This window comes from Serratia sp. PGPR-27, from assembly GCF_022678525.1.
Lineage (GTDB): Bacteria > Pseudomonadota > Gammaproteobacteria > Enterobacterales > Enterobacteriaceae > Serratia > Serratia nematodiphila.
The window spans coordinates 56,225-78,899 of sequence record NZ_JALBYS010000004.1; the positions used below are offsets into that span (position 1 = coordinate 56,225).

Genomic DNA, 22,675 nt, shown 5'->3' on the forward strand with positions numbered 1-22,675 from the left:
CCCCGCGACCCAAATCGCGGTAAAATGCAGCAGTTGACCCTATCGCATTCCATCAGGCCGTCGAACCCGCTATGAAAACGCGCAAACCGCGCCGCCCGCCCGGGCGGTGGATCTATTACATCCTGCATGAAGACATGCTGTGGCCTTGCCCGGTCAAATGGGAGTGGGAGAGCGGCTATAACGCCTGGTTGCCGTTTTACTATTCCCCCACGCTGGAATTCGTCGCCGGCAACCCCGCCCGCGCTACTAAGGTCAGCAGCGGCCGGCGCTAAGCGTGCTGCCCGCCTTGCCGCCCGGCATCCGCTCACCTAAGATCATTGTATCACCCACAGGTTTCCGGGAGCGTCCATGTCTACTCTGTTTCGCGCGTCTCTTTGCGGCGTAGCGGCGTTGTTGCTGCTTGCGGGTTGTCAGCAGACGGCGCATCAACCGGGGCCGCCGCTGCAGGCGCAATTGGATCACATCGCTTTGATGTTGGCCGGCGGGCATTTCCTGCGCGTGGACTGCGGGCGCAGCGACGTGCCGGACGACGTGAAATTGCAACGCACCGCGATGCGTGCAGCGCAGCACCGCGGCTGGGATACGCAGGCGGCAGGGTATCGGCAGTTGCCGGCGCTCACCCAGGCGCGTTACCTGACTCTGCAACAGGATAGTCAACTGCTGACGGACAAATGCGCCATGCTCAGCCGCAGCACCGCGCGCTTTATCGCGGCGGCGCAGGCCGATCAGGAAGACTACATGGAGTAGCGCTACGGTGTGCCTGTCGGGCGCTCGCCACGGGCGCCCAAAAATTCTTTGCAGGATAACGATTTATCGCTCATCATTTGAAATGATGTTTCACTTTTATCCATCGAGCCCACCTTGAACCTGTATGCCGCACTGCGTCAGCGCGTGGAAAATACGCCCTGGTACGCCAAACGGAAAAGCTACCGCGTGCTGTTCTGGCGCGAAATCACGCCGCTGGCGGTGCCGATTTTTCTGGAGAACGCCTGCGTTCTGTTGATGGGGGTGCTGAGCACCTTTCTGGTGAGTTGGCTCGGCAAAGAGGCGATGGCCGGGGTGGGGCTGGCGGACAGCTTCAACATGGTGATCATCGCCTTTTTTGCCGCGGTGGATCTCGGCACCACCGTGGTGGTGGCTTTCAGCCTCGGCAAGCGCGATCGCCGGCGGGCGCGGGCGGCGGCGCGTCAGTCGCTGGTGCTGATGACCGGCGTGGCGCTGCTGTTGGCGGCGGGCATTCACCTGGCGGGCGAACCGATCATTGATGTGATCGCCGGCGCGGCCTCGCCGGAGGTGAAAGCGCTGGCGCTCTCTTACCTGCAAACCACGGTGTGGAGCTACCCGGCGGCGGCGATTGCGCTGATCGGCAGCGGCGCTCTGCGCGGCGCAGGCAACACCAAGATCCCGCTGCTTATCAATGGCGGCATGAATATCCTCAATATCATCATCAGCAGCATCCTGATTTACGGCATGCTGGGCTGGCATGGCCTGGGCTTCGTCGGCGCCGGGCTGGGGCTGACGATTTCCCGCTATATCGGCGCCATCGCCATCCTCTATGTGCTGGCGATCGGTTTTAATCCGGCGCTGCACATCACGCTGAAAAGCTATTTCACGCCGCTGAAGATGAGCATCCTGTGGGAAGTGCTGGGGATCGGCATTCCCGCCAGCGTCGAGTCGGTGCTGTTCAACGGCGGCAAACTGTTGACGCAGATGTTCGTCGCCGGCATGGGCACCAACGTGATCGCCGGTAACTTTATCGCCTTCTCCATCGCTTCGTTGATCAATTTGCCGGGCAATGCGCTGGGCTCGGCTTCGACCATCATCGTCGGCCGGCGGCTCGGCAAAGGCGAGATCGGTCAGGCGGAACGGCAGCTGCGCCATATTTTCTGGCTGTCTACCCTCGGGTTGACCGCTATCGCCTGGGGTACGGCGCCGTTGGCCGGGGTATTCGCCGCGTTTTATACCTCGCAGGATGACGTGAAAACGGTGGTGAAAACCCTGATTTGGCTCAACGCCGCCTTTATGCCGATCTGGGCCGCTTCCTGGGTGTTGCCCGCCGGGCTGAAAGGCGCGCGCGACGCCCGCTTCGCCATGTGGGTGACGATGCTTGGCATGTGGGGCTGCCGCGTGGTGGCGGGCTACGCGCTGGGTATCGAACTGGGCATGGGCGTGGTGGGTGTCTGGTTGGGGATGTTCCTTGATTGGGCGGTGCGCGGCGCCTTGTTCTACTGGCGCATGGTCAGCGGGCGCTGGCTGTGGAAATATCCGCGGGCCAAACGCCGGGAGGCCGGGTAACGTCGGCCGCGGGGCACCGGCGAGATGGCCTCAGTATAAAAGCGTCATCGCGCTGAAGAACAGCAGCGTCAACGCGATGATGATGACGTTTTGCGTGGCTTTGCGCACCAGTTTGCTGGCGCTCAGGCGGCTGTCGATGACGTAGAGCAGCGGCACCATCAGCAGCACATAGGCGAACATCAGCATGGTGGTAAAGGGCTGCAGATTCATTCATGTTCCTCCTGGGCGTCATCATGGCCGATCAGGTGTATCAGCACGGCTTGCGTCTGGCGGTGCTGGCCGATGAAGGGCGACGTGGCTGGCGACGCCGGCGCGAACGTCAGGCCGGCGCGTCGCGTTTTCACCGCCGCTTGCAGGATCTTCTTTCGATGCTTCCGAGTATGGTCGACCATGCGCCTCCGAATAGGGCCGCCCGAAGGCGGCCGATCGTTGTATTGCCCATTAAGCTGGAGAGGATCGCAGCCGCTGCCGGGGCCGCAGAGGTATAATATTGCGAATGATAACCATTATCAATAATGCGAGTGAAAAAATTAAGGGTATTGCGAGGGAACAGCCGGCGGGGCGGGAAAAGAAAAAGCACGCCTTGCGGCGTGCTTTGCGGGGTACTAACGGCGGTGGTTACTTCTGATCGGGCAGAGCGTAAGCGACCACGTAGTCGCCCAGCTTGGTGCCGAAGGAGCCGTGGCCGCCGGCGTAGATCAGCACGTACTGCTTGCCGTTGACCTCATAGGTCATCGGCGTCGCCTGGCCGCCGGCCGGCAAGCGCGCTTCCCACAGTTTTTCACCGTTGGTCACGCTGAAGGCGCGCAGGTAGTTGTCTGCGGTGGCGCCGATGAAGAACACGTTACCGGCGGTGGTCACCGGGCCGCCCAGCATTGGCATGCCCATTTTGAACGGCAGCGGCAGCGGTGAGCTGTCGCGCACGGTGCCGATGCGTTTTTTCCACACGATGTCGTTGGTTTTCAGATCCACGGCGGAAATGTAACCCCAGGCCGGCTGTTTGCACGGCAGACCGAACGGCGACAGGAACGGATTCAGGGTGACGCCGAACGGCACGCCATACTGCGGCTGTACGCCGGACTCGGTGCCGCTGCCGCCTTTGTCGCCTTCCGGCGGCTCAATCGGGTTGCCTGGGCCGCGCGGGATCAGTTTGGAGACGAACGGCAGCGCGATCGGGTTGGCGATGGCGATTTCGCGATCGGTATCGACGGCCAGGCCGCCCCACTCGAACATGCCCAGGTTGCCCGGGAACACCAGCGTGCCCTGCTCGGAAGGCGGAGTGAAGGTGCCTTCATAACGCAGGCTGTGGAACATCACGCGGCAGACCAGCTGATCATAGATGGTCGCGCCCCACATGTCGGCGCCGGTCAGTTTCTTCTCAGGACGGAAGGTCAACTCGGAGAACGGCTGGGTCGGCGACAGGCGATCGCCTTTGGCCGGGCCCTGCGGTACCGGTTTCTCCGGCGCCGGCACTACCAGCTCGCCGTTGGTGCGGTTCAGCACGAAGATGTTGCCGGTTTTGGTCGGCACATAGATCACCGGCACTTTTTTACCGCTCTTGTCGGTAATGTCTGCCAGGGTCGGCTGCGCCGGCACGTCCATATCCCACAGGTCATGGTGGACCGTCTGATAGAACCAGGCCAGTTTGCCGGTGGAGGCGTTCAGCGCCAGCAGGCCGCTGGCGTAGCGTTCCATTTCCGGGGTGCGATCGCCGCCCCAGATGTCCGGAGTGGAAACGCCCATCGGCAGGTAAACGATATCCAGCTTGGCGTCATAGGCGGCAGGCGCCCAGGAGTTCGGCGAGTTCGGCACGAAGTGGTGTTCGTCCGCCGGGATGGCGTTCGGATCCTTCGCGCCCGGATCGAAGGCCCACAGCAGCTTGCCGCTGTTGATGTCGAAGCCGCGGATCACGCCGGAAGGCTCGCGGTTGGAGTAGTTGTCGGTCACGGCGCCGGCGATGACGATCACTTTATCGGTGATCACCGGCGGCGAGGTCGGCTCGTAGTGGCCCGGCGTCGCATACGGCATATTGCTCTGCAGGTTCAGCTCACCGTTGTTGGCGAAGTCCGGGCAGGGTTTGCCGGTTTCGGCGTCCAGTGCGAACAGACGGCCGTCGTTGACCGGCAGAATGATGCGGCGTGCGCACATCGCCGGTGCGGCATCGCCTGTGGCGCCTGCGGCTGCGGCGGTTTCGTGGTAAGACACGCCGCGGCAGGTGATGTGCTGGAAGGTTGGGTTGTACTTCAGCTGCGGATCAAACTTCCATTTTTCTTTACCGGTGGCGGCATCCAGCGCAAACAGCTTCTGGTGCGGCGTACACATGTAAAGGGTATCGCGGATTTTGATCGGCGTGACTTCGTTGGTGATCTCACCTGGATCGTTGGCGGTCTTCAGATCGCCGGTCTGGAAACGCCAGGCTTCTTGCAGCTGGCCAACGTTTTTGTCGTTGATCTGGCTCAGCGGCGAGTAACGGGTGCCTTCCTGGGTGCGGCCATAGGCCGGCCAGTCGGCGCCGGTGGCGTCTTTCGGCTGTACCTGCGCGGCGTCGAGCGTGCCGTTGATCTCTTGCGGATCGTTGAACACGGCATAGGCCAACGCGATGACGGTGATCGCCAGCGCCGCGCTCAGCGCGCCGTAGGCGAATTTGCCGTTGGCCACCAGCTTGCGGTAGATAAACGGCAGCACCAGCCACAGGCCGAAGAAGAAGGTGACGTCCAGGCGCGGTGTCAGCGCCCAGAAGTCCGGGCCCACTTCCCACAGGGCCCAAATAGTGGTGCCCAACAGAAATACCGCGTACAGCAGCAGCGCGGTGGCGCGGCGGCGGAACAGCAGCCAGGAGGTCGCCAGCAGCACCAGCCCGGCGATGATGTAATACAGCGAACCGCCCAACTTGGCCAGCCAGATGCCGCCGCCGAGCAGATAAAGCCCGCTCAGCGCGGCAAACAGCGCCGTTATGACGATAAGCGGCGATAGTGACGCTTTATTTTGCATAGCAATACCCTTACCAAAAATGAAAGTCCCCGATTTAGAGATTAAGCCAAATCGGAAAAAACACGCGGTTTCTCCCTATTATTTCAGCGAGAAGCCGCTAGGGTGACGTAAAACCCATCCCGTTTTTTAACCTTAAGGTGCTTTGCCTTATTCAAAGCGATAAGACAAGGTGGCGCCGCCACCCCAGTTGCGCCCCGGCGCCGGCTCGAAGTAGCGGCCGTTGCCTTCGTTGACGATCACCGAACCGACGTATCGGCGATCGAAAACATTGTCCACCCGGCTGAACACGTCCAGCGCCCAGCGGTTCCAGGTAAAGCGATAACCGGCGTTTACGCCGGCCACGGTGTAAGAGGGAGCCTGCGCGCTGTTGGCGTCATTGGCCTGAATGTCGCTCATGTAGCGTAGCTCCGCGCCGGCGTGCCAGCCTTCCGGCGGGGCATAGGCCAGCGAGGCGTAGCCCATGTTGCGGGCGATGCCCGGCAGGCGATTGCCGGCGGGGGTACAGCCGGATTTACCGCACATTTCGCTGCGGTAGGTGGCGTCCAGCAGCGTCCAGGCCATATGCAGGCGCCAGTCCAGCGCGAACTCTTGATCCAGCGCCAGTTCCAGGCCGCGCCGCCGGGTTTTACCGGCGTTGGCGTAGCTGGTGCGCCCACCGCTGCTTTCCGCCACCACCAGCTCGTTGTCGGTATCGGTCTGGAACAGGGCGGCGCTCACCAGGCCGTTGCCGAGGCGCAGTTTGCTGCCCAGTTCGACGGTGTCGCTGGTGGACGGCTGCAGGCCGATGTTCAGGCCGGCCTGGCCGTCGGGGCGGTAGGAGAGTTCGTTGATGGTCGGGGTTTCAAAGCCGCGGCCGGCGGAGAGATAAACGTTCCACGCCGGATTGATTTTATAGTTGAGCGAACCCATCGGCAGCCACTGGTGGTAGCGTTTGCTGCCGCTGTCGTCGCCGTTGCGCGGCGTGATGTAGTAGTCGGTCGAGTCGAAGCTGACCGTGCTGTAGCGCAGGCCGGCGTCCAGCGTCCAGTGCGGCGTCAGTTGCCAGGAGGTTTGCAGGTAAGGATCCAGGTTCCAGATGCGGTTTTTCTCGTTGCGCCGCTGGTCGCCTTTCTCGCCGTAGTCCACTGTGCCGTCTCGCAGAATAAAGTTTTCAAACCCCTGCCGGCGTTCGGTCATGGTTTCATAATCCAGACCGCCGATCAGTGTTACCGGTAACGAGGCGAGAGTATCCTCATGCTTCCAGCGAGTGTCAATGCCCTGATATTTTCTTTCCAGCACGATCACCCCGCCGGCGTGGGTAGGGTTGAGCTGCGGCCCGCGTGGAATGGATTGGTACTGCGTGGTGTGGCGCTCGCCGTGGTAGGCGGTCAGCGTCAGTTCGTCGCGCTCGCTGATCTGGCGCTGATAGCGCAGGCCGGCCTGGGTCTGATCGAGCGATTTGCGGGTGTTGAATTGATCCGCGCGCGGCGCCTGGCGCGGGTTTTCCTTCCATTCCGCTTCGGTCAGGCCGCCCGGATCGCCGGCGTCAATGGAGACGCTGTTGAACATCAGCGTCAGGGTGCTGACGTCGTCCAGCCGCACGCCGAGCTTGCCGTTGCCGAGGTTTTTCCGCGCGGCGCTGTGATCGCGATAGCCCTGAGTGGTGAAGCGGGTGCCCGAGATGGCGTAGTTGACGTCGCCGGCCTGGGTGCCGTCGCCGGTGGCGCCGGTCGCTTTCACCCCGTAGCGCCAGGTGTTGTCGCTGCCGAAATAGCTGCCGGCCTCCAGCGTTGGCGGCTGGGCGCCGGTCTGGGTGTCAACGTTGATCACCCCGCCCGAAGCGTTGCCGTACAGCGCGGAATAGGGGCCGCGCAGCACCTCGATGCGCTCGACGGAGTTGATGTCGATGTTGGAGGTTTGCCCCTGGCCGTCGGGCATGGTGGCGGGAATGCCGTCGACGTACATGCGCACCCCGCGCACGCCGAACATCGAGCGGCTGCCGAACCCGCGTATCGACAACTGCAGATCCTGCGCATAGTTTTGCCGGTTTTGAAGCTGCAGGCCCGGCACGCTGCCGAGGTTTTCCGACAGGTTAATCTGCGGGGCGGCGTTGCGCAGGTCTTGCCCGTCGATCACGCTGACGGACACCGGCGATCCCAGCTCGGTCAATCCGATGGGTTGCGCCATCACCACCAGGGTGTCGCTTTTCTCTTCATTATTTTCTGCCGCCAGTGCCTGGCTGGCAAACATGGGTTGTAGCAATAGCATTGCAGCCGGGGTAAGCACGGCGCTTTTCTTATTGGTCATGGAATAAATCTGCCACTGGTATTGAAAGGGAATCGCAGGTCGATTCAGAGTTAGCCATCTGTCGCTCCATCTACATGACGCTAAACGAAAAGGGTAAGGCATCCTGACATCAGTATAGAGTATCTCGGGCAGGAACGTTCCCGCAAAAACGCTGGTCCCAGCAACGGTTAACGGATTCATGAGCCTGGTTCATAAGCTCAAGCGTATTTTGCCCCATAGTCATGGCGGCAGCCGCCTTTTACAGTCACCACACCGGAGCGGCGCCGCGTCAGGCGGAGCCGGTATCATTCAGTGGGAGAGTGAAGATGCAAACACGCAAGTTAGGGCGAGAAGGGCTGGAAGTATCGGCGTTGGGTCTGGGCTGTATGGGGCTGAGTTTTGGCTACGGCCCGGCCACCGACAAACGGCAGGCGATCGATCTGATCCGCGCCGCGGTTGACGAGGGCGTGACGTTCTTCGATACCGCCGAGATTTATGGTCCGTTCACCAACGAGGAATTGTTGGGCGAAGCGCTGGCGCCGGTGCGCGATCGGGTCGTCATCGCCACCAAGTTCGGTTTCGATCTGCCGCAGCCGGCGGGGCAACAGGTGTTGAACAGCCGTCCGGAGCATATTCGCCGGGCGGTGGAAGGTTCGTTGAAGCGCCTGCGGGTAGAGACGATCGATTTGCTGTATCAACATCGCGTCGATCCCGAAGTGCCTATCGAGGAGGTGGCCGGTACGGTGCAGCAACTGATTCGCGAAGGGAAAGTGAAGTACTTCGGTTTGTCGGAAGCCGGAGCGCAAACCATCCGGCGAGCCCATGCGGTGCAGCCGATTACGGCGCTGCAAAGCGAATATTCGCTATGGTGGCGCGAGCCGGAGCGTGAAATCTTGCCGACGCTGGCGGAATTGGGCATCGGTCTGGTGCCGTTCAGCCCGCTCGGCAAGGGCTTTCTCACCGGCGCCATCACCGAAGACACCGCCTTTGAAAGCGGCGATTTTCGCAACCTGGTGCCGCGCTTCAGCGCCGAAGCACGCCGGGCCAATCAGGCGCTGGTGAGCGTGCTGGGGCAGATAGCGCAGCGCAAGGGCGTGACGTCGGCGCAGATCGCCTTGGCCTGGCTGTTGGCGCAACAGCCGTGGATCGTGCCAATTCCGGGAACCACCAAGCGTCATCGGCTGCAAGAGAACCTCGCGGCGGCGTCGGTGGTGTTGGCGGCGGACGAACTGGGCGAGATTGAGCGCGCGCTCTCCGCTATCGACGTGATCGGCGATCGTTACCCGGCGCATCTGCAGAAAAACGTCGGGCGTTAAGCCCCGCGCCGCAACGCCTCAATCAGCAGCGCAAAGGCGGTGGTGTGTTGCCTGCGGCTTGGATAATAGAGGTAATAACCGGGAAACGGCGGGCACCAGTCGTCCAGCGCCATCTGCAACCGCCCGTCGGCCAACGGCTCGGCGACGCTGTCTTCCGGCACAAAGGCGATACCGAGGCCGAGCTGCGCAGCGTCGATCCGCTGGCGCAGGCTGTTGAAGGTCAGTTGCCCCTCCACACGTACTTTGATCTCCCGGCCATCGCGGGCAAATTCCCAGGCGTACAGCCCGCCGAGGGTGGGCAAACGCATGTTGATGCAACGGTGGTTTTGCAATGCCTGCGGCGTGGCGGGGAGGCCGTGACGGGCGAAATAGGCGGGTGAGGCGACGGCCACCATGCGCATGTCCGGCCCGATGCGCACCGCGATCATGTCCTTCGCCACCTGTTCCCCCAGCCGGATGCCGGCGTCGAAACGCCCGGCGACGATGTCGGCCAGACTATTGTCGACGGTGATTTCCACGTTGATGTCCGGGTAATCGATGAGGAAAGTGCGCAGCACCGGCCACAGCACCGCATCCACCGCATGTTCGCCGGCGGTAATGCGGATGTTGCCGGCCGGGCGATCGCGCATTTCACCCAGCGCGTTCAGCGCGTTTTCTATCTCCGCAAAGCGCGGACCGATACTGTTGAGCAGCCGCTCACCGGCCTCTGTAGGGGCGACACTGCGGGTGGTGCGCGTGAGCAAGCGCAGCGCCAGGCGCTCTTCCAGCCCGCGTATAGCGTGGCTGAGCGCCGATTGGGAAACGCCAAGCTGCGCCGCCGCTTTGGTGAAGCTGCGTTCTCTGGCCACCATCAGGAAAGCGATCAGGTCGTTAACGTTTTCTTTCAACATATCGGCACCGAAGAGCAAGGTTAGGGCGCGGCTGCGCGTAGATTTATGAATTTAGCTCATAGCTCCTTGCGCATTTTACCCGCTAGTCGGCGGAAAAGCATGGCGCTATCTTGGCATCACTCACTTATGACTATCAGCGCCGGTTGTGAGAGCCGGCGCGGAGGATAAAACAGATGAAAATACAACGCAGCGGTTCGATCCCATCACAGCGCGGTTCGGCGGATTATTTTACCGGGCAGGTGCGCATCGACGCGCCGTTCGCCGGCGAAGCGCCGGCCAGAGTGGGCGGCGCAACCGTCACCTTTGAGCCCGGCGCCCGCACGGCCTGGCATACGCATCCGCTCGGCCAGACGCTGATCGTCACTCAGGGGCGCGGTTGGATCCAGATGTGGGGCGAGGCCACGCAGGAAATGCACCCCGGCGATATCGTCTGGATCCCGGCTGGCGTCAAACACTGGCACGGTGCGACGCCGGACTCCGCCATGACTCATATCGCCATCGCCGAAGCGCTGGACGGCACTCCGGTGACCTGGCTGGAGCCGGTCAGCGAGGCGGAGTACCGGCAATAACGGCGCTCAGGATCTGCGGTTCTGTTCGCAGAACCGCAGGCGGTTGCCGAACGGATCGGTGAGGTTCAGTTCCTTGCCCCAATCGACAATCTCCAGGCCCGGCCGTGCATAGCGGTAGTTTTTGGCCGTGAGCTCCCGGTGCAGCGCATCGATGTCCTGCATCGGAATGAAAATGGCGGCGCCGGGCGTGCTGTCGCCGTAGTGTTCGCTCAGGTGCAGCGTCAGCCCGGCGCGGGCAATCTGCATGTACAGCGGCAGGTCTTCGCTGAAACGGTGCTCCCATTCCAGCGTGAAACCGAGAAAATCCAGGTAAAACTCTTTGGCCTTGTCGACCGAAAAGATACGCAGGATCGGAATGGCGGGCGAGAAGGCGATCATCGTTGACCTCATTGTCGCGTTAGCGGCAGCCGATGTGGATATCGACCGCGTCGGGGCCGGTATAGGCTTCGAAGTCGGTCAGGAAGCGGCGTTCGATCTCAGGGTGTTGTTCGAAGTAGGCCCAGATGCGCTGCCAGCTTGCGATGACCGCCGCCGGCATCGCGCCATGGGCGGAGAAGACCAGATAGCGGCCGGGTTGGATGTGTAAACCGCTCTGTGCCTCACTGCCGGCGGTGACGTCAAACGGCCCGCTGGCGTCGGAAGCGTAATTGGAATAGACCCCGTATACCGGCAGGGCGGGTGAGGTAGCGAAAAAATCCGACCACAGCGCGGGAATCTTTGCCGTTTCGGCTTGGGTTTCGTTCTGGTTGGTGGTTCTGACTGTTTGGCCGGCGACGTAAAAGCCGGGCAGATGTACCGAGATGGGCCGCATAGAGACAATCCCTTTTAACCGCACAAAGATGCCTAACCTAAAGATAGCAAACGCCAGACAGAACCCCCGCAGGTGCGGGGGCCGAACGCATCAGGCATCCACGCCGCCAAGGCATAGGTATTTGATTTCGAGATAGTCCTCGATGCCGTACTTCGATCCTTCGCGGCCCAAACCGGAGTGTTTCATGCCGCCGAACGGCGCCACCTCGGTGGAAATCAACCCTTCGTTGATGCCGACAATGCCGTACTCCAGCGCTTCGGCCACGCGCATCACTCGGCCGATGTCGCGGCTGTAGAAGTAAGCGGCCAGGCCGAACGGCGTGTCGTTGGCCAGTTCGACGGCGTCAGCCTCCTGGCTGAAGCGGATCAGGGGCGCCACCGGGCCGAACGTCTCCTCGCGGAAGATTTTCGCCGTGCGCGGCACATCGGTCAGGATAGTCGGGGTGAAGAAATTGCCGCCCAGCGCGTCAGGCTTGCCGCCCAGCAGCACCGAGGCGCCGTGCTCGACGGCGTCGGCGATATGCTCGCGCACTTTTTCCACCGCGTCCGGGTTAATCAACGGGCCGATGGTGACGCCGTCATCCAGGCCGTTGCCGACTTTCAGCTTGGCGACGGCGGCTTTCAGTTTGGCGGCGAAAGCATCGTATACGCCGTCCTGCACCAGAAAACGGTTGGTGCAGACGCAGGTCTGGCCGGCGTTGCGGTATTTCGAGGCGACCGCGCCGGCCACGGCGGCGTCCAGATCGGCGTCGTCAAACACGATAAACGGCGCGTTGCCGCCCAGCTCCATGCTGGTTTTCTTGATGGTGGGCGCACACTGGGCCAGCAGCTGCGCACCGACTTCGGTGCTGCCGGTGAAGGAGAGTTTGCGCACGTCCGGGTTGGCGGTGAGTTCGCCGCCGATGCCTTTGCTGGGGCCTGTTATCACGTTGCATACCCCGGCGGGCAGCCCGGCGCGCTCCGCCAGCACGGCGATCGCCAGCGCCGAGAACGGGGTCTGGCTGGCGGGGCGGATCACCCCGGTGCAGCCTGCGGCCCAGCCGGGGCCGGCTTTGCGGGTGATCATCGCCGCCGGGAAGTTCCACGGGGTGATGGCGGCGAACACGCCGATCGGCTCTTTTTGCACGATGATGCGGCGACCGGCCTGGGGCTGTGGAATGGTGTCGCCATACACCCGCTTGCCTTCCTCGGCGAACCATTCGATAAAGGAGGCGGCATAGGCGATTTCACCGCGGCTTTCGGCCAGCGGTTTGCCCTGTTCCGCCGTCATGATGCGCGCCAGATCTTCCTGATTTTCCATCATCAATTCAAACAGCCGGCGCAGCTTGCCGGCGCGCTCTTTGGCGGTTAACGCGCGCCAGGCGGGCAGCGCTTTTTTGGCGGCGGCGATGGCGCGTGCGGTTTCTTCGGCGCCGAAGGCCGGTACGTGGCCGATCCGTTCGCCGTTGGCGGGATTATGAATGGCGATCGAACGGCCTTCCTGGGCCGGCAACCATTGCCCGTCGATGTAGTTGGCCTCGCGGAACAGCGTGGGATCCTTGAGGGTAGCGCAGATACTGGTGCTCATGAGTCTCTTCCTTTGCTGAGTTCAACAGAGTGGTCTATCCCATACGGCTACCCTTTACCCTAGCAAATTTTGCCGCCGCCGTTTGCCCACGCGGCAACAAGATGGTGGTTTTCTTTATGCGCACCTTCTGTACAAAAAATATCCTTCGCCGGGCCGATACTGAAAGAGCAGGCATATGACCCTTTTCGATGTAATTAAAAGGAGTGTGCGAATGATGAAATCAGTGGACAGACATCTCGCGGCCTACGGCAGCGAAATGGATTTTTTGGCGTCGAGCATCGCCCTGATGGAATGGCAAGGGCGGCAGATTGACGCCGGGCAGGTGGCCGGCAATATGTCGGAGCAGCAAAGCCGCCTGTTCTTTGCGCGGTTGAATTATTTTCGTCAGCTTTATCAGGCCGCATCGGCGGCCGAACACAGCCTGTAATTTCCGATCCAGCCCCGCCGCAGCGGGGCTTTTCATTTCAGCGCTGCCACACCCCGGTCGCCAGCGTCGCCGGCGAATACTCCAGATTACGCCCCCGCCACGGCAACGCCGCCGTAAAACGCCAGGCGCGGCGAACGTCAAACCGCCAATAGCGTTCTGCGCCTTCAACGCCGGGATGCCCCTCTGCTTGCCAGAGGATCTGCGTTTCCCCCTGCAGATGCAGCACGTCACCGCGTTCAAAATCGATGAACAGCAGCGCCGCCCGCGGTTCGGCCAGCAGATTGCCCAACGTGTTCATGTAGCGGTTACCGCGAAAGTCCGGCATCCACAACGTGTCACCTTCCAGGTGGATAAAGCCGGGGCGGCCGCCGCGATGGGAAATATCGACGCCGCCCTGCGCCAGTGCCAGGTGCGCGCAGCTGGCAACGAAGCTGGTATCCGCGGTGCGGATCAGCGCCTGCGCCGCCGCATCCAGCGAGGCTAAATACTCAACCGGCTGTGGCCGGCTGTCCACCGGGTAGAGTTCGCGGCGCTGAATGTACTGCGGGCAGTTACCGAAGCTTTGCTGAACGACGATCTCCACCCGGTTTTTGTCGGTGCGGCCGACGGTGCCGTTGGCGCGGTTGCGCCGCCGGTTGCTGAAATCCAGCCCGAGCGCGCCGACCGATTTGCCGGGCAGCAACAGCGCCTGGGCGGGATCGTCGCTGCGACGCGGTGCGCTGATACGCAGGTGCGTGTCGTCCGGCGTGCGTAAAAATCCGGGCGGGCCGGTGAACAGGGTGGCGATGGGCCAGCCTTGTTCATCCAGCGTGGCGACGAACAGGTAGGGCAGCGCGGCGAAAAACGCGCGGTGCTGATCCGGCATCGCAGGGTAGATGCCACCGCCTACGCCGCCAAACCCGGCCAGCGTCTGCGCGCGCAGCTCATCGGGATGGAACAGTTGCGGGATCATGGCGTCAACTCCCCGCCGGTTCCGGCAGGGCCGGCATGGCAAAGAAGCCGGGCAGTGCAGCGATGCGCGCCGCCCAGCGACGTATCGCAGGGTAAGGCGACAGCGAAATGCCGCCTTCGGCCGCGACCGCCACGTAGCTGTGGCAGGCCAGATCGGCGATGGTCGGGTGTTCGCTGGCCAGGTAGTCGCGCTCGCTCAGGTGCTGTTCCATCTGCGGCAGAAAACGATCGCTGATTGCTCGCGCCGCCTGATAGTCCTCCGGCACGGCGAATTGGGCGATCAGTCGGCAAGAGGCCGGGCCGTAGCGGACTTCACCGGCGGCTTTGGAAAGCCAGGCCTGCACTCGCGCCGCCGCCGCCGGCTGTTCCGGCAGCCAGTGGCTGTCCGGCGCATAGCGCTTCACCAGATAGACCAGAATGGCGTTGCTGTCGGCCAGCGTCAGATCGCCATCCTGCAAGACCGGGATCTGGCCGAACGGGTTGAGCCGGCGGAAGGCTGCGCTCTGCCGCACCTCCGCCGAGGCTTCGACCCATGCATAGGGCAGCGCCAGCATGCGCAGCAGCAACGCCACGCGATGAACGTGGCCGGAAAGCGGGGTGCCGTAGAGTGTGATGGTGGACATGGCGTTTCTCCTCAGTGCTTTTTGTTAGCATACTCTTGCGTTGAACGAGCGAAATCCGGCAATGTGGAAATTGATAATTTCACTTTTCGGAAGAATCTATGGATCGGTTAGACGAGTTGGCGATTTTCGTGGCGGTGGTGCAGCAAGGCAGCCTGGCGGCGGCCGGGCGCAAACTGCGGCGTTCGGCGCCGGCGATCACCCGGGCCATCGCCGCGCTGGAACAGCGTTTCGGCACCCGATTGGTGGAGCGCACGACCCGGCGGCTGGCGCCTACCGAAGCGGGCGCACGGCTGTTGGAGCGCGCGCAACAGCTGCTGCAGGATTATCAGGCGGTGGTGCAGGATACCGCCGAGGCGCAGTTGAGCGGCTTGCTGCGCGTTACCTCGCCGGTGCAGTTCGGCCGCCGCTACGTGGCGCCGGTGGTGATGGCGTTTCTCGATGATTACCCGCAGATGCAGATCGAAATGGTGTTGAACGATCGCAATCTCGATCTGATTGACGAAGGGTTGGATATCGCGGTGCGCATCGGTCATCTGCAGGACTCTTCCCGCGTGGCGCGGCGGCTGGGGCAGGTCAGCCGGGTGACGGTCGCCAGCCCGGATTACCTGGCGCGCTGCGGTGAACCGCGATCGCCGGCGCAGCTGGCGGAGCACGCCACCATCGTCGGCACCCAGCGGCCGTCGCTGCGCGAATGGCGCTTCGGCCCGCAGGAAAACGGCGAGCGCGTGCGATTGACTCCCCGGCTGTTGCTCAACGACGTGGAAGCGCAACTGCTGGCGGTGCGCGCCGGCAAGGGCGTCGCCCGGTTGCTCTCGTATCAGGTGGCGGACGATTTGGCCGCCGGTACGCTGGTGCGGCTGTTGACGGATCATGAGCCGTTGCCGATGCCGGTACAGCTGGTAGCGCAGCAGGCGCAGCACATGCCGCTGAAGGTGCGCGCCTTTTGGGATTATGCATTTGAACGGCTCAGCGCCTTGCCGCAAATTCAGCCGGACGGGCGGGGGAAATAAGCGCAAAAAGTTTCATGGGTTAAACTTTTTCATTATTCATCAGGTTTTATCTTACCGGGCGCGCATTGCTGACGCGCCCGTCTTGACAATAATCTTGCCGGTGCTAATAGTTAATTTACATTTTAAATAATAAACGAAGTTTAATATATGAAACCACTTGCGGGGAGTTATGATAACGGCGCCACGGTGGATAATGAAGCGGCTATTTTGACTTCATTTCAAACTCGCAGCGCGGCTGTTTATAAACAGACGCGCCATGAAAATAATATTGCTTATGGCAACGGCGAACGAGAAACATTTGATTGGCTCTATTCTGCAAAGCGGCATCAGGGGACGTTAATTTTTATTCACGGCGGCTATTGGCAATTCTGCGATAAGGCGGATTTCGCCTTTATCGCCGCCGGGCCGCTGGCGTTGGGTTTTGACGTGGTGTTGGTGGAATATGCGCTGGCGCCGGCGGTGGATCTCGACGAAATATGCCGACAGGTCGGGATGGCGCTGGATGCCATTCAGCGCCGCCTGCCGCCGCACTATGCCCATCCGGTTTATCTGTGCGGCCATTCCGCCGGCGGGCAGCTGGCGGCGTTCTGGCAGCAGCATGCGTTGGTGGATGCCGTCTTTCCCATCAGCGGCCTGTTCGAGCTGGCGCCGTTGCAACAAAGCTATGTTAATCGGGCGCTGCAACTGAGCCCGCGGCAGATTGAAACGCTCAGCCCGGCACGCCGCCTGCCGACGCGCGGCAAACCGCTTACGCTGTATTACGGCGCATTGGAGCTGCCGGAACTGAGAGGTCAGTCGCAACACTATCATGCAGCGCTGCGCCAACGCGGGCTGCCGGCCGATCTGGTCGCGGTGCCCGGCGCCAATCATTTTACCATTCTGGATGCGTTGTTCGCCGCCGACGGCGCGCTGCTTCACCAACTTAACCACCACGGGAACCACTGACATGCGCGAGATCGTAGAGACCGGGCTGCCGGAGATCGGCCAGCCTTTTTCCTGGGCCACCCGGGGCGGCGGCATGCTGTTTACCGCTCACGGCCCGGTGCGGGCGGACGGCAGCATCGACACCGGCGCGCCGGAGCGACAGATTACGCTGACCTTCGATAATCTGGCGCAGACGCTGGAGGCGGCGGGCAGCCACAGCGATAAGGTGCTGCAGGTGATCGTGTATCTCACCGACGTCAACGACGTTAAATGTCTCGATGATATTTACCGGAAATACTTTAATTATCCTTATCCCAATCGCTCCACGGTCATTGTCGAAAAATTGGTGGTGCCGGGAATGAAAATAGAAATTACCGTCAGCGCCATCGCCTGATTTAATTTCTTCTTAAGTCAACCTTCATATTAATTCAATAACGAGTTAAGGATGCGTCATGTTTAAACAGATTGCACCTTCCGCCGCCGATCCTATTATGTCGCTGATGGAAGCCTATTTGCAGGATCCCAATCCGAAAAAAGTGAATTTAGGCATTGGGCTGTATTACGATCGGCAGGGGAATATTCCGCTGATGCAGGCGGTTGAGGCCGCCGAGCAGCGGCTGCTGGCGCTGCGTCGCCCGCACGGTTATCCGCCGATCGAAGGTTCGCCGCAGTTCGCTCGCCAGGTGCAGTCGCTGCTGTTCGGTGAGCAACAGGCGGCCGAGATCGCCACGGTGCAGACCGTCGGCGGTTCCGGCGCGTTGAAGCTGGCGGCGGATTTTCTGCGCCACTTTCTGACGCGCGGTGAAATTTGGGTGTCCGATCCCACCTGGGCCAATCACTGGGCGATTTTCGAAGGGGCGGGGCTGCGGGTGAAAACCTATCCCTACTTTGACGAAGCGGCGGGCGGCCTGCGTTTCGCCGCCATGCTCGATGCGCTGGACAGCCTGCCGCCGGGCAGCGTGGTCTTGCTGCACCCTTGTTGCCATAACCCGACCGGCACCGATCTGACGCCGGAGCAATGGCGCGCCACGCTCGCCGTGCTGCAGCGGCGTAACCTGCTGCCGCTGTTCGACATCGCCTATCAGGGCTTCGGCGACGGGCTGGAGGAGGACTGCTTTGCATTGCGCCAAGCGCTGAAAACCGATCTGCCGTTTTTGGTCTGCAATTCGTTTTCCAAAAACGTCGCGCTGTACGGCCAGCGTCTGGGCGCGCTGTCGGTGCGCTGCGCCGACGCGGAAAATGCCGCCAACGTCAAAGGGGCGTTAAAAACGCTGATCCGCCGCAGCTACTCCTGCCCGCCGACGCACGGCAGCCAGATCGTGGAAACCCTGCTCGGCGACGCCGAACTCGGCGAGCTTTGGCGCAATGAGCTGGCGGAAATGCGCTCGCGCATCAAGCAAATGCGTGAACAGCTGGCCGCCGGGCTGGCGCAGGGCGGCTCTTCGCTGGATCACCGGCGCATTCTCGAGCAGCGCGGCATGTTCAGCTATACCGGCCTGAACGAAGCGCAGCTGCAGACCCTGCGGCAGCGCTACGCCATCTATCTGGTCTCGCCCGGCCGCATGTGTCTGCCGGGGCTTAACCCCGGCAACATTGACTACGTGACCGCCGCCATTCTCGACGTCACCCGTACCGCCTAACTCCGCCCAGGAGCACAGCCATGCCACAGATGAATGATTTTGAGCATATCGCCCGCCGTCAGGGCGGGTTGAACAAGCATCTTACCGCCGGACAGATGTCGATGCTGGCGATCGGCGGCGCCATCGGCACCGGGCTGTTTCTCGGCAGCGCCTACGCCATTCAGATGGCGGGGCCATCGGTATTGCTGAGCTACCTGATCGGCGGCGTCATTGCGCTGCTGCTGATGGGCAGCCTGGCGGAAATGACCTCCGAACACCCGACGCCCGGCTCGTTCGGCGACTACGCCGAATTCTATCTCGGCCCGCTGTTCGGTTTTCTGGTGCGTTATTCTTACTGGTCCTGCGTGGTGTTGGCGGTGGGCACCGAAGTCACCGCCATCGGCATGTACATGCAGTTCTGGTTCCCGGCGACGCCGACCTGGCCGTGGGTGCTGCTGTTCTCGGCGGCGGTGATCGTCGTTAACGTGATCGGCGTGAAATCGTTCGGCCAGGTGGAATACGCGCTGTCCACCGTCAAAGTAACGGCTATCGTGGCGTTTATTCTGATCGGCATCGGCATTCTGGCGTTCTCGGGCAACCCGGCCTATGGCCTGCGCAACCTGACCGCCGGCGGCTTCATGCCGTTTGGCGTCAAGGGCATGTGGTTCGCGGTGATCGTGTCCATCTTCAGCTACCTGAGCATTGAAATGATCGCGGTGGCCGCCGGCGAGGCGAAAAATCCGGTGATTGCGGTGAAGGCGGCGTTCAAGGGCACCATCGTGCGGCTGTTCATCTTCTACATGCTGTCGATCGCCCTGATGCTGGCCATCGTGCCCTGGCGCCAGTCCGGCACCGGCGAAAGCCCGTTCCTGATGGCGATGAACGTGATCCATCTGCCCGCCGCCGCCGGTATTTTCAACTTTATCGTGCTGGTGGCGGCGCTGTCGGCGATGAACAGCCAGCTGTACATCACCACCCGCATGATGTTCTCGCTGTCGCGCGCCGGGCAAGCGCCGGCGGCGCTGGGGCGCGTCAGCCGGCGCGGCATTCCGGTCAATGCGCTGGCGATGTCGTGCATCGGCATCGTGGTGTCCATCGTCCTGAGCCTGGTGGCGCCGGAAACCTCGTTCGCCGCCATGATGTCTATTTCGGTGTATGGCGCCTGTTTTACCTGGCTGATGATTTTTGTCACCCATCTGTTCTTCCGCCGCCGGCACCGGCAGACCCACCTGAAGTTCCGCATGTGGGGGTTCCCCTATACCACCTTACTGGGTGGCGGGCTGATGGCGGCGCTGATGATCTCGACCGCGTTTACCGAATTTTTCCGCATGACGCTGTGGTTCGGTATTCCGTTCACCCTGCTGCTGGTGGTGGCTTATCACTTCCAGAGCCGCCGCGCGGCTGCGCCGTCGCCGCTCAAGGCGCCGGAAGTGGAGTAATGCGGGGGAGGGGCTGAGGCGCACCTCAGCCCTGGGGATTAAAGCTGGCTTTTCGGGATCAGGTGATCGCCGAAGCTCAGGCGCTGGCGGCCCGGTTCGATTTCGGTCAGCGGCGCCACTTCGTGCAGCGAGGATTTGCAGCGCTGCACCAGATCCTGATACTCGCGGGTGCCGGCAATCTTCCAGGCCAGCTCCTGTTCGGTCAGATCGCGCAGCACGCGCGCCGGGCTGCCTACCACCAGCTTGTTGGCTTCGATCGTCGCCGCGGCTTTGACGAACGCCATCGCGCCGACGATGGTGTTCTCGCCGATCTCCGCGCCGTCCATCACCACCGCGTTCATGCCCACCATCGCGTTGCGGCGAATGCGGCAGCCGTGCAGGATGGCGCCGTGGCCGATATGGCCGTCTTCTTCCACCACCGTGTCCTGCTGCGGGAAGCCGTGCATTACGCAGTTGTCCTGAATGTTGGCGCCGTCGCAGATCACCAGGCGGCCAAAATCGCCGCGCAGGCTGGCGTTCGGGCCGATATACACGTGTTTGCCGACGATCACGTCACCGATCAGCACCGCCGTCGGGTGCACGTAACTGCTGGGGTCAACGACCGGCGTCAGGCCGTCAATCTGATACACAGGCATAGCGTGAGTTCCTTAATATGTAGGGTCGCGCGGCAGGCCGCCGAAGCGCCGATAGTAACCGGCGGCCGGCGCGGGCAGGGCGCCGATGGTGGTCTCCGCCAGCGAGCTGACGTACTCCGTCGCAGCGCGATCGACCTGCTGGTAGAGATTGATGCACAGGTTGCGGGCGATTTGGCCCTCCCACTGCGCGGGCAGCAGCGCGTCCGGCAGCAGCGGATCTTTCAACACCACGCGACGGAAGAAGTGAATCAATAATAGCTTAATCTGGAAACAGCGCAGCGGCGTCAGCGCCGCCGGGTCGACTTCGCGCAGCAGCGCCATCAGCGGCCGGAAAGAGACGATAAACTCATGATAACCGGCCGCCACCTCGCTCAATGACCAGCAGTCGGCCACCAGTTTCTGCAGCGTTTGCTCGGAGCGGTTGTAGGGGTAATCGGCGCGGAAGTAGATCACCTGCTCGCTGGCGTTCAATTCGCCGAGCAGCGCCGTCACGTCGGTTTGCGCATGGGTGGGGGCGGCCATCAGGTTGTTGGCGATCTGCCCGAACCCGAGCCAGCCCAGCTCTTTTTTCAGCCGCGCGCGCGCGTTTTTTTCGGCGCATTCCAGCAGCAGCAGCTCCCATTTGCCGTCCCAGGCGGGCTGCTCGCGCAGATAAATTTTCGATTCGGCGTGGCGGAACTGGCGCATCCCCTGCTCGGTCACGCGGTAGAAGCTGCGGCGGCCGATTTTCTCCACCGCCAGCCACCCCTCTTTCTGCAGGCGGAACACCGAGGTGCGCACGAAACGATCGCCGAAACCGAAGGCTTCCAGCAGCGCGCTCAGGCTGCCGAGCCACACTTCGCCGCCGCGGTGGCTGAGCGCGTCGCCGTACAGCGAAATGATCAGCGACGTGCCGCTGATCGGCTGTGCGTCGATGGCGTGGCGAATGAACTCATCCAGTTTATGTTCCATATTTTTCCATGGGTTAGCCTTCGATGAGCCACAACATTAACATAATTTGGGGCGGCGTCATCCGTGACGCCGTGCGCCTCAGCGTGGCCGCAGATCGACCACGCGCTGCGCCTTGCCTTCCGAGCGCGGGATATCGCCGCAGTTGGCGATGCTGACGTCGGTGCTGACGCCCACGATCGATTTGATGTGGTGGCGCAGCTGGTGGCAGATGTCGCAACGCTGCTGGTGGCTGAGGCTGAGCGCCGATTCTTTCAGCTCGACGCGCACCGCCAGCGTGTCCAGGTGCCCGCTGCGGCTGACCTGCAGCTGATAGTGCGGCGACAGCTGCTCGAACTGCATGATCTGCTCTTCCACCTGCGACGGGAAGACGTTGACGCCGCGAATGATCAGCATGTCGTCGGAGCGGCCGGTGATCTTGCCCATGCGGCGCATCTGGCGCGCGTCGCCCGGCAGCAGCCGGGTGAGATCGCGAGTGCGGTAGCGGATCACCGGCAGCGCCTCTTTGGTCAGGGTGGTAAACACCAGTTCGCCGTGCTCGCCGTCCGGCAGGGCGACGCCGGTCTCCGGGCAGATGATCTCCGGCAGGAAGTGGTCTTCCCAGATGGTGGGGCCGCCGCCGCTTTCCAGACACTCCATCGCCACGCCCGGCCCCATCACTTCCGACAGGCCATAGATATCCAGCGCCTTGATGCCCATGCGGGATTCGATTTCGTGGCGCAGGGCTTCGGTCCAGGGTTCGGCGCCGAACACGCCGAGCCGCAGCGAACAGCCGCGCGCGTCGCCGCCCATCTTGCGCTCCAGTTCGTCGATCAGCGTCAGGCAATAGGACGGCGTCACCATGATGATGTCGGGTTTGAAGTCGAGGATCAGCTGCGCCTGGCGTTCCGTCTGCCCGCCGGACATCGGGATCACCGTCGCGCCGAGCCGCTCCGCGCCGTAGTGCGCCCCCAGGCCGCCGGTGAACAGGCCGTAGCCGTAGGCGACGTGCACCTTGTCTTTGGCGGTGGCGCCGCCGGCGCGCAGGCAGCGGGCGACGATATCGGCCCAGTTATCGATGTCGCGCTGGGTGTAGCCCACCACCGTCGGGCGGCCGGTGGTGCCCGAGGAGGCGTGGATGCGCACCACCTGCTCCATCGGCACCGCGAAGGTGTCGAACGGGTAGTTGTCGCGCAGATCCTGCTTGGTGGTGTAGGGGAAGCGCGCCAGATCGCTCAGCTGCTTAAGATCGTCGGGGTGTACGCCCGCCTGATCGAACTTGCGCTTGTACATCGGCACATTGTTGTAGGCGTGGTGCAGCGTCCACTTCAAACGCGCCAACTGCAACGCTTCAATCTCATCGCGCGAGGCGAATTCGATCGTTTCGAGGGGCTGTGGATTTATTGTCATGGTTAGC

24 protein-coding genes are annotated in these 22,675 nt (G+C 62.3%); 11 read left to right on the forward strand and 13 right to left on the reverse strand.

What is annotated here, in order from left to right:
* Positions 1–71: 71 nt before the first annotated feature.
* The 3 genes from MMS95_RS03470 (at position 72) to MMS95_RS03480 (ending at position 2,295) form a co-directional block, all read left to right on the forward strand.
* The gene (locus MMS95_RS03470; RefSeq protein WP_015378375.1) at positions 72–272 is read left to right on the forward strand and encodes a hypothetical protein; all 201 of its coding nucleotides are present in this window, start codon (positions 72–74) and stop codon (positions 270–272) included.
* Between the two features lie 76 nt (positions 273–348).
* Entirely contained in the window at positions 349–747 is a 399-nt protein-coding gene (gspS, locus tag MMS95_RS03475; protein WP_242141390.1) for a type II secretion system pilot lipoprotein GspS, read from the forward strand.
* Positions 748–861: 114 nt separating this feature from the next.
* A complete protein-coding gene (locus tag MMS95_RS03480; protein WP_004935263.1) occupies positions 862–2,295 on the forward strand; it encodes an EmmdR/YeeO family multidrug/toxin efflux MATE transporter in 1,434 nt (477 codons plus the stop codon).
* Between the two features lie 30 nt (positions 2,296–2,325).
* Here the strand turns inward: MMS95_RS03480 and MMS95_RS03485 are convergent, their stop codons facing one another.
* The 4 genes from MMS95_RS03485 to pqqU all read right to left on the reverse strand — a co-directional run bounded on the left by MMS95_RS03485 (position 2,326) and on the right by pqqU (position 7,515).
* On the reverse strand, positions 2,326–2,505 hold the full coding sequence (locus tag MMS95_RS03485) for a hypothetical protein (protein WP_242141391.1): 180 nt from the start codon (positions 2,503–2,505) through the stop codon (positions 2,326–2,328).
* Positions 2,502–2,687 (reverse strand): hypothetical protein, encoded by a 186-nt coding sequence (locus MMS95_RS03490; RefSeq protein WP_033643635.1) that lies wholly within the window; start codon positions 2,685–2,687, stop codon positions 2,502–2,504. The genes MMS95_RS03485 and MMS95_RS03490 overlap by 4 nt, the downstream gene beginning before the upstream one ends.
* Before the next feature lie 226 nt (positions 2,688–2,913).
* Positions 2,914–5,286: a glucose/quinate/shikimate family membrane-bound PQQ-dependent dehydrogenase gene (locus MMS95_RS03495; protein ID WP_004935255.1), complete on the reverse strand. Its 2,373-nt coding sequence runs from the start codon at positions 5,284–5,286 to the stop codon at positions 2,914–2,916.
* Positions 5,287–5,433: 147 nt separating this feature from the next.
* Entirely contained in the window at positions 5,434–7,515 is a 2,082-nt protein-coding gene (pqqU, locus tag MMS95_RS03500) for a TonB-dependent receptor PqqU (RefSeq protein WP_021505803.1), read from the reverse strand.
* Between the two features lie 362 nt (positions 7,516–7,877).
* Here pqqU and MMS95_RS03505 point away from each other — a divergent pair, with 362 nt between their 5' ends.
* Positions 7,878–8,867: an aldo/keto reductase gene (locus tag MMS95_RS03505; RefSeq protein WP_176325771.1), complete on the forward strand. Its 990-nt coding sequence runs from the start codon at positions 7,878–7,880 to the stop codon at positions 8,865–8,867.
* Here MMS95_RS03505 and MMS95_RS03510 read toward each other — a convergent pair.
* Positions 8,864–9,757 (reverse strand): LysR family transcriptional regulator, encoded by an 894-nt coding sequence (locus MMS95_RS03510; protein WP_048325047.1) that lies wholly within the window; start codon positions 9,755–9,757, stop codon positions 8,864–8,866. The genes MMS95_RS03505 and MMS95_RS03510 overlap by 4 nt on opposite strands.
* Before the next feature lie 173 nt (positions 9,758–9,930).
* Between MMS95_RS03510 and MMS95_RS03515 the strand changes: the two genes are divergently transcribed.
* Positions 9,931–10,326, forward strand: a complete 396-nt coding sequence (locus tag MMS95_RS03515) for a cupin domain-containing protein (protein WP_015378368.1) — start codon at positions 9,931–9,933, stop codon at positions 10,324–10,326.
* 6 nt (positions 10,327–10,332) lie between these two features.
* Here the strand turns inward: MMS95_RS03515 and MMS95_RS03520 are convergent, their stop codons facing one another.
* The 3 genes from MMS95_RS03520 to gabD all read right to left on the reverse strand — a co-directional run bounded on the left by MMS95_RS03520 (position 10,333) and on the right by gabD (position 12,703).
* On the reverse strand, positions 10,333–10,701 hold the full coding sequence (locus MMS95_RS03520; RefSeq protein WP_025159860.1) for a glyoxalase/bleomycin resistance/extradiol dioxygenase family protein: 369 nt from the start codon (positions 10,699–10,701) through the stop codon (positions 10,333–10,335).
* Between the two features lie 22 nt (positions 10,702–10,723).
* Positions 10,724–11,137 carry an effector binding domain-containing protein gene (locus MMS95_RS03525; RefSeq protein WP_015378366.1) on the reverse strand — a complete coding sequence of 138 codons (414 nt, stop codon included), beginning with the start codon at positions 11,135–11,137 and terminating at the stop codon, positions 10,724–10,726.
* 90 nt (positions 11,138–11,227) lie between these two features.
* Positions 11,228–12,703, reverse strand: a complete 1,476-nt coding sequence (gene gabD / locus MMS95_RS03530) for an NADP-dependent succinate-semialdehyde dehydrogenase (protein WP_015378365.1) — start codon at positions 12,701–12,703, stop codon at positions 11,228–11,230.
* Positions 12,704–12,914: 211 nt separating this feature from the next.
* Between gabD and MMS95_RS03535 the strand changes: the two genes are divergently transcribed.
* A complete protein-coding gene (locus tag MMS95_RS03535; RefSeq protein ID WP_004935234.1) occupies positions 12,915–13,130 on the forward strand; it encodes a glycogen synthase in 216 nt (71 codons plus the stop codon).
* Positions 13,131–13,167: 37 nt separating this feature from the next.
* On the opposite strand, the gene MMS95_RS03540 is transcribed toward MMS95_RS03535, so the two are convergent.
* Positions 13,168–14,082 carry a pyridoxamine 5'-phosphate oxidase family protein gene (locus MMS95_RS03540; RefSeq protein ID WP_242141392.1) on the reverse strand — a complete coding sequence of 305 codons (915 nt, stop codon included), beginning with the start codon at positions 14,080–14,082 and terminating at the stop codon, positions 13,168–13,170.
* Between the two features lie 4 nt (positions 14,083–14,086).
* Positions 14,087–14,704, reverse strand: coding sequence for a glutathione S-transferase (locus MMS95_RS03545; protein ID WP_075685143.1), 618 nt, complete (start codon positions 14,702–14,704; stop codon positions 14,087–14,089).
* 98 nt (positions 14,705–14,802) lie between these two features.
* Between MMS95_RS03545 and MMS95_RS03550 the strand changes: the two genes are divergently transcribed.
* The 5 genes from MMS95_RS03550 to MMS95_RS03570 all read left to right on the forward strand — a co-directional run bounded on the left by MMS95_RS03550 (position 14,803) and on the right by MMS95_RS03570 (position 19,696).
* Positions 14,803–15,714, forward strand: coding sequence for a LysR family transcriptional regulator (locus tag MMS95_RS03550; RefSeq protein WP_004935224.1), 912 nt, complete (start codon positions 14,803–14,805; stop codon positions 15,712–15,714).
* 147 nt (positions 15,715–15,861) lie between these two features.
* Positions 15,862–16,659 carry an alpha/beta hydrolase gene (locus tag MMS95_RS03555; protein WP_242141393.1) on the forward strand — a complete coding sequence of 266 codons (798 nt, stop codon included), beginning with the start codon at positions 15,862–15,864 and terminating at the stop codon, positions 16,657–16,659.
* A gap of 1 nt (position 16,660) precedes the next feature.
* On the forward strand, positions 16,661–17,032 hold the full coding sequence (locus MMS95_RS03560) for a RidA family protein (RefSeq protein WP_015378360.1): 372 nt from the start codon (positions 16,661–16,663) through the stop codon (positions 17,030–17,032).
* A 58-nt stretch (positions 17,033–17,090) separates the two neighbouring features.
* Positions 17,091–18,278: an amino acid aminotransferase gene (locus tag MMS95_RS03565; protein WP_075685139.1), complete on the forward strand. Its 1,188-nt coding sequence runs from the start codon at positions 17,091–17,093 to the stop codon at positions 18,276–18,278.
* 20 nt (positions 18,279–18,298) lie between these two features.
* Positions 18,299–19,696, forward strand: a complete 1,398-nt coding sequence (locus tag MMS95_RS03570) for an amino acid permease (RefSeq protein WP_004935209.1) — start codon at positions 18,299–18,301, stop codon at positions 19,694–19,696.
* A 38-nt stretch (positions 19,697–19,734) separates the two neighbouring features.
* Here the strand turns inward: MMS95_RS03570 and paaY are convergent, their stop codons facing one another.
* From paaY to paaK, 3 genes are all read right to left on the reverse strand, one after another.
* The gene (gene paaY / locus MMS95_RS03575) at positions 19,735–20,331 is read right to left on the reverse strand and encodes a phenylacetic acid degradation protein PaaY (RefSeq protein WP_004935205.1); all 597 of its coding nucleotides are present in this window, start codon (positions 20,329–20,331) and stop codon (positions 19,735–19,737) included.
* 12 nt (positions 20,332–20,343) lie between these two features.
* The gene (gene paaX, locus MMS95_RS03580; RefSeq protein WP_088381724.1) at positions 20,344–21,282 is read right to left on the reverse strand and encodes a phenylacetic acid degradation operon negative regulatory protein PaaX; all 939 of its coding nucleotides are present in this window, start codon (positions 21,280–21,282) and stop codon (positions 20,344–20,346) included.
* Positions 21,283–21,360: 78 nt separating this feature from the next.
* Positions 21,361–22,668, reverse strand: a complete 1,308-nt coding sequence (gene paaK, locus MMS95_RS03585) for a phenylacetate--CoA ligase PaaK (RefSeq protein WP_015378357.1) — start codon at positions 22,666–22,668, stop codon at positions 21,361–21,363.
* Positions 22,669–22,675 lie beyond the last annotated feature (7 nt).

What these genes read in the sequence shown, in the direction of transcription:
- MMS95_RS03470 (WP_015378375.1), top strand. Translation starts at nt 72, where the DNA reads ATGAAAACGCGCAAACCGCGCCGCCCGCCCGGGCGGTGGATCTATTAC.
- gspS (WP_242141390.1), top strand. Translation starts at nt 349, where the DNA reads ATGTCTACTCTGTTTCGCGCGTCTCTTTGCGGCGTAGCGGCGTTGTTG.
- MMS95_RS03485 (WP_242141391.1), bottom strand. Translation starts at nt 2,505, where the DNA reads ATGAATCTGCAGCCCTTTACCACCATGCTGATGTTCGCCTATGTGCTG.
- MMS95_RS03490 (WP_033643635.1), bottom strand. Translation starts at nt 2,687, where the DNA reads ATGGTCGACCATACTCGGAAGCATCGAAAGAAGATCCTGCAAGCGGCG.
- MMS95_RS03495 (WP_004935255.1), bottom strand. Translation starts at nt 5,286, where the DNA reads ATGCAAAATAAAGCGTCACTATCGCCGCTTATCGTCATAACGGCGCTG.
- pqqU (WP_021505803.1), bottom strand. Translation starts at nt 7,515, where the DNA reads ATGTTTGCCAGCCAGGCACTGGCGGCAGAAAATAATGAAGAGAAAAGC.
- MMS95_RS03505 (WP_176325771.1), top strand. Translation starts at nt 7,878, where the DNA reads ATGCAAACACGCAAGTTAGGGCGAGAAGGGCTGGAAGTATCGGCGTTG.
- MMS95_RS03510 (WP_048325047.1), bottom strand. Translation starts at nt 9,757, where the DNA reads ATGTTGAAAGAAAACGTTAACGACCTGATCGCTTTCCTGATGGTGGCC.
- MMS95_RS03515 (WP_015378368.1), top strand. Translation starts at nt 9,931, where the DNA reads ATGAAAATACAACGCAGCGGTTCGATCCCATCACAGCGCGGTTCGGCG.
- MMS95_RS03525 (WP_015378366.1), bottom strand. Translation starts at nt 11,137, where the DNA reads ATGCGGCCCATCTCGGTACATCTGCCCGGCTTTTACGTCGCCGGCCAA.
- gabD (WP_015378365.1), bottom strand. Translation starts at nt 12,703, where the DNA reads ATGAGCACCAGTATCTGCGCTACCCTCAAGGATCCCACGCTGTTCCGC.
- MMS95_RS03535 (WP_004935234.1), top strand. Translation starts at nt 12,915, where the DNA reads ATGATGAAATCAGTGGACAGACATCTCGCGGCCTACGGCAGCGAAATG.
- MMS95_RS03540 (WP_242141392.1), bottom strand. Translation starts at nt 14,082, where the DNA reads ATGATCCCGCAACTGTTCCATCCCGATGAGCTGCGCGCGCAGACGCTG.
- MMS95_RS03545 (WP_075685143.1), bottom strand. Translation starts at nt 14,704, where the DNA reads ATGTCCACCATCACACTCTACGGCACCCCGCTTTCCGGCCACGTTCAT.
- MMS95_RS03550 (WP_004935224.1), top strand. Translation starts at nt 14,803, where the DNA reads ATGGATCGGTTAGACGAGTTGGCGATTTTCGTGGCGGTGGTGCAGCAA.
- MMS95_RS03555 (WP_242141393.1), top strand. Translation starts at nt 15,862, where the DNA reads ATGAAACCACTTGCGGGGAGTTATGATAACGGCGCCACGGTGGATAAT.
- MMS95_RS03560 (WP_015378360.1), top strand. Translation starts at nt 16,661, where the DNA reads ATGCGCGAGATCGTAGAGACCGGGCTGCCGGAGATCGGCCAGCCTTTT.
- MMS95_RS03565 (WP_075685139.1), top strand. Translation starts at nt 17,091, where the DNA reads ATGTTTAAACAGATTGCACCTTCCGCCGCCGATCCTATTATGTCGCTG.
- MMS95_RS03570 (WP_004935209.1), top strand. Translation starts at nt 18,299, where the DNA reads ATGCCACAGATGAATGATTTTGAGCATATCGCCCGCCGTCAGGGCGGG.
- paaY (WP_004935205.1), bottom strand. Translation starts at nt 20,331, where the DNA reads ATGCCTGTGTATCAGATTGACGGCCTGACGCCGGTCGTTGACCCCAGC.
- paaX (WP_088381724.1), bottom strand. Translation starts at nt 21,282, where the DNA reads ATGGAACATAAACTGGATGAGTTCATTCGCCACGCCATCGACGCACAG.
- paaK (WP_015378357.1), bottom strand. Translation starts at nt 22,668, where the DNA reads ATGACAATAAATCCACAGCCCCTCGAAACGATCGAATTCGCCTCGCGC.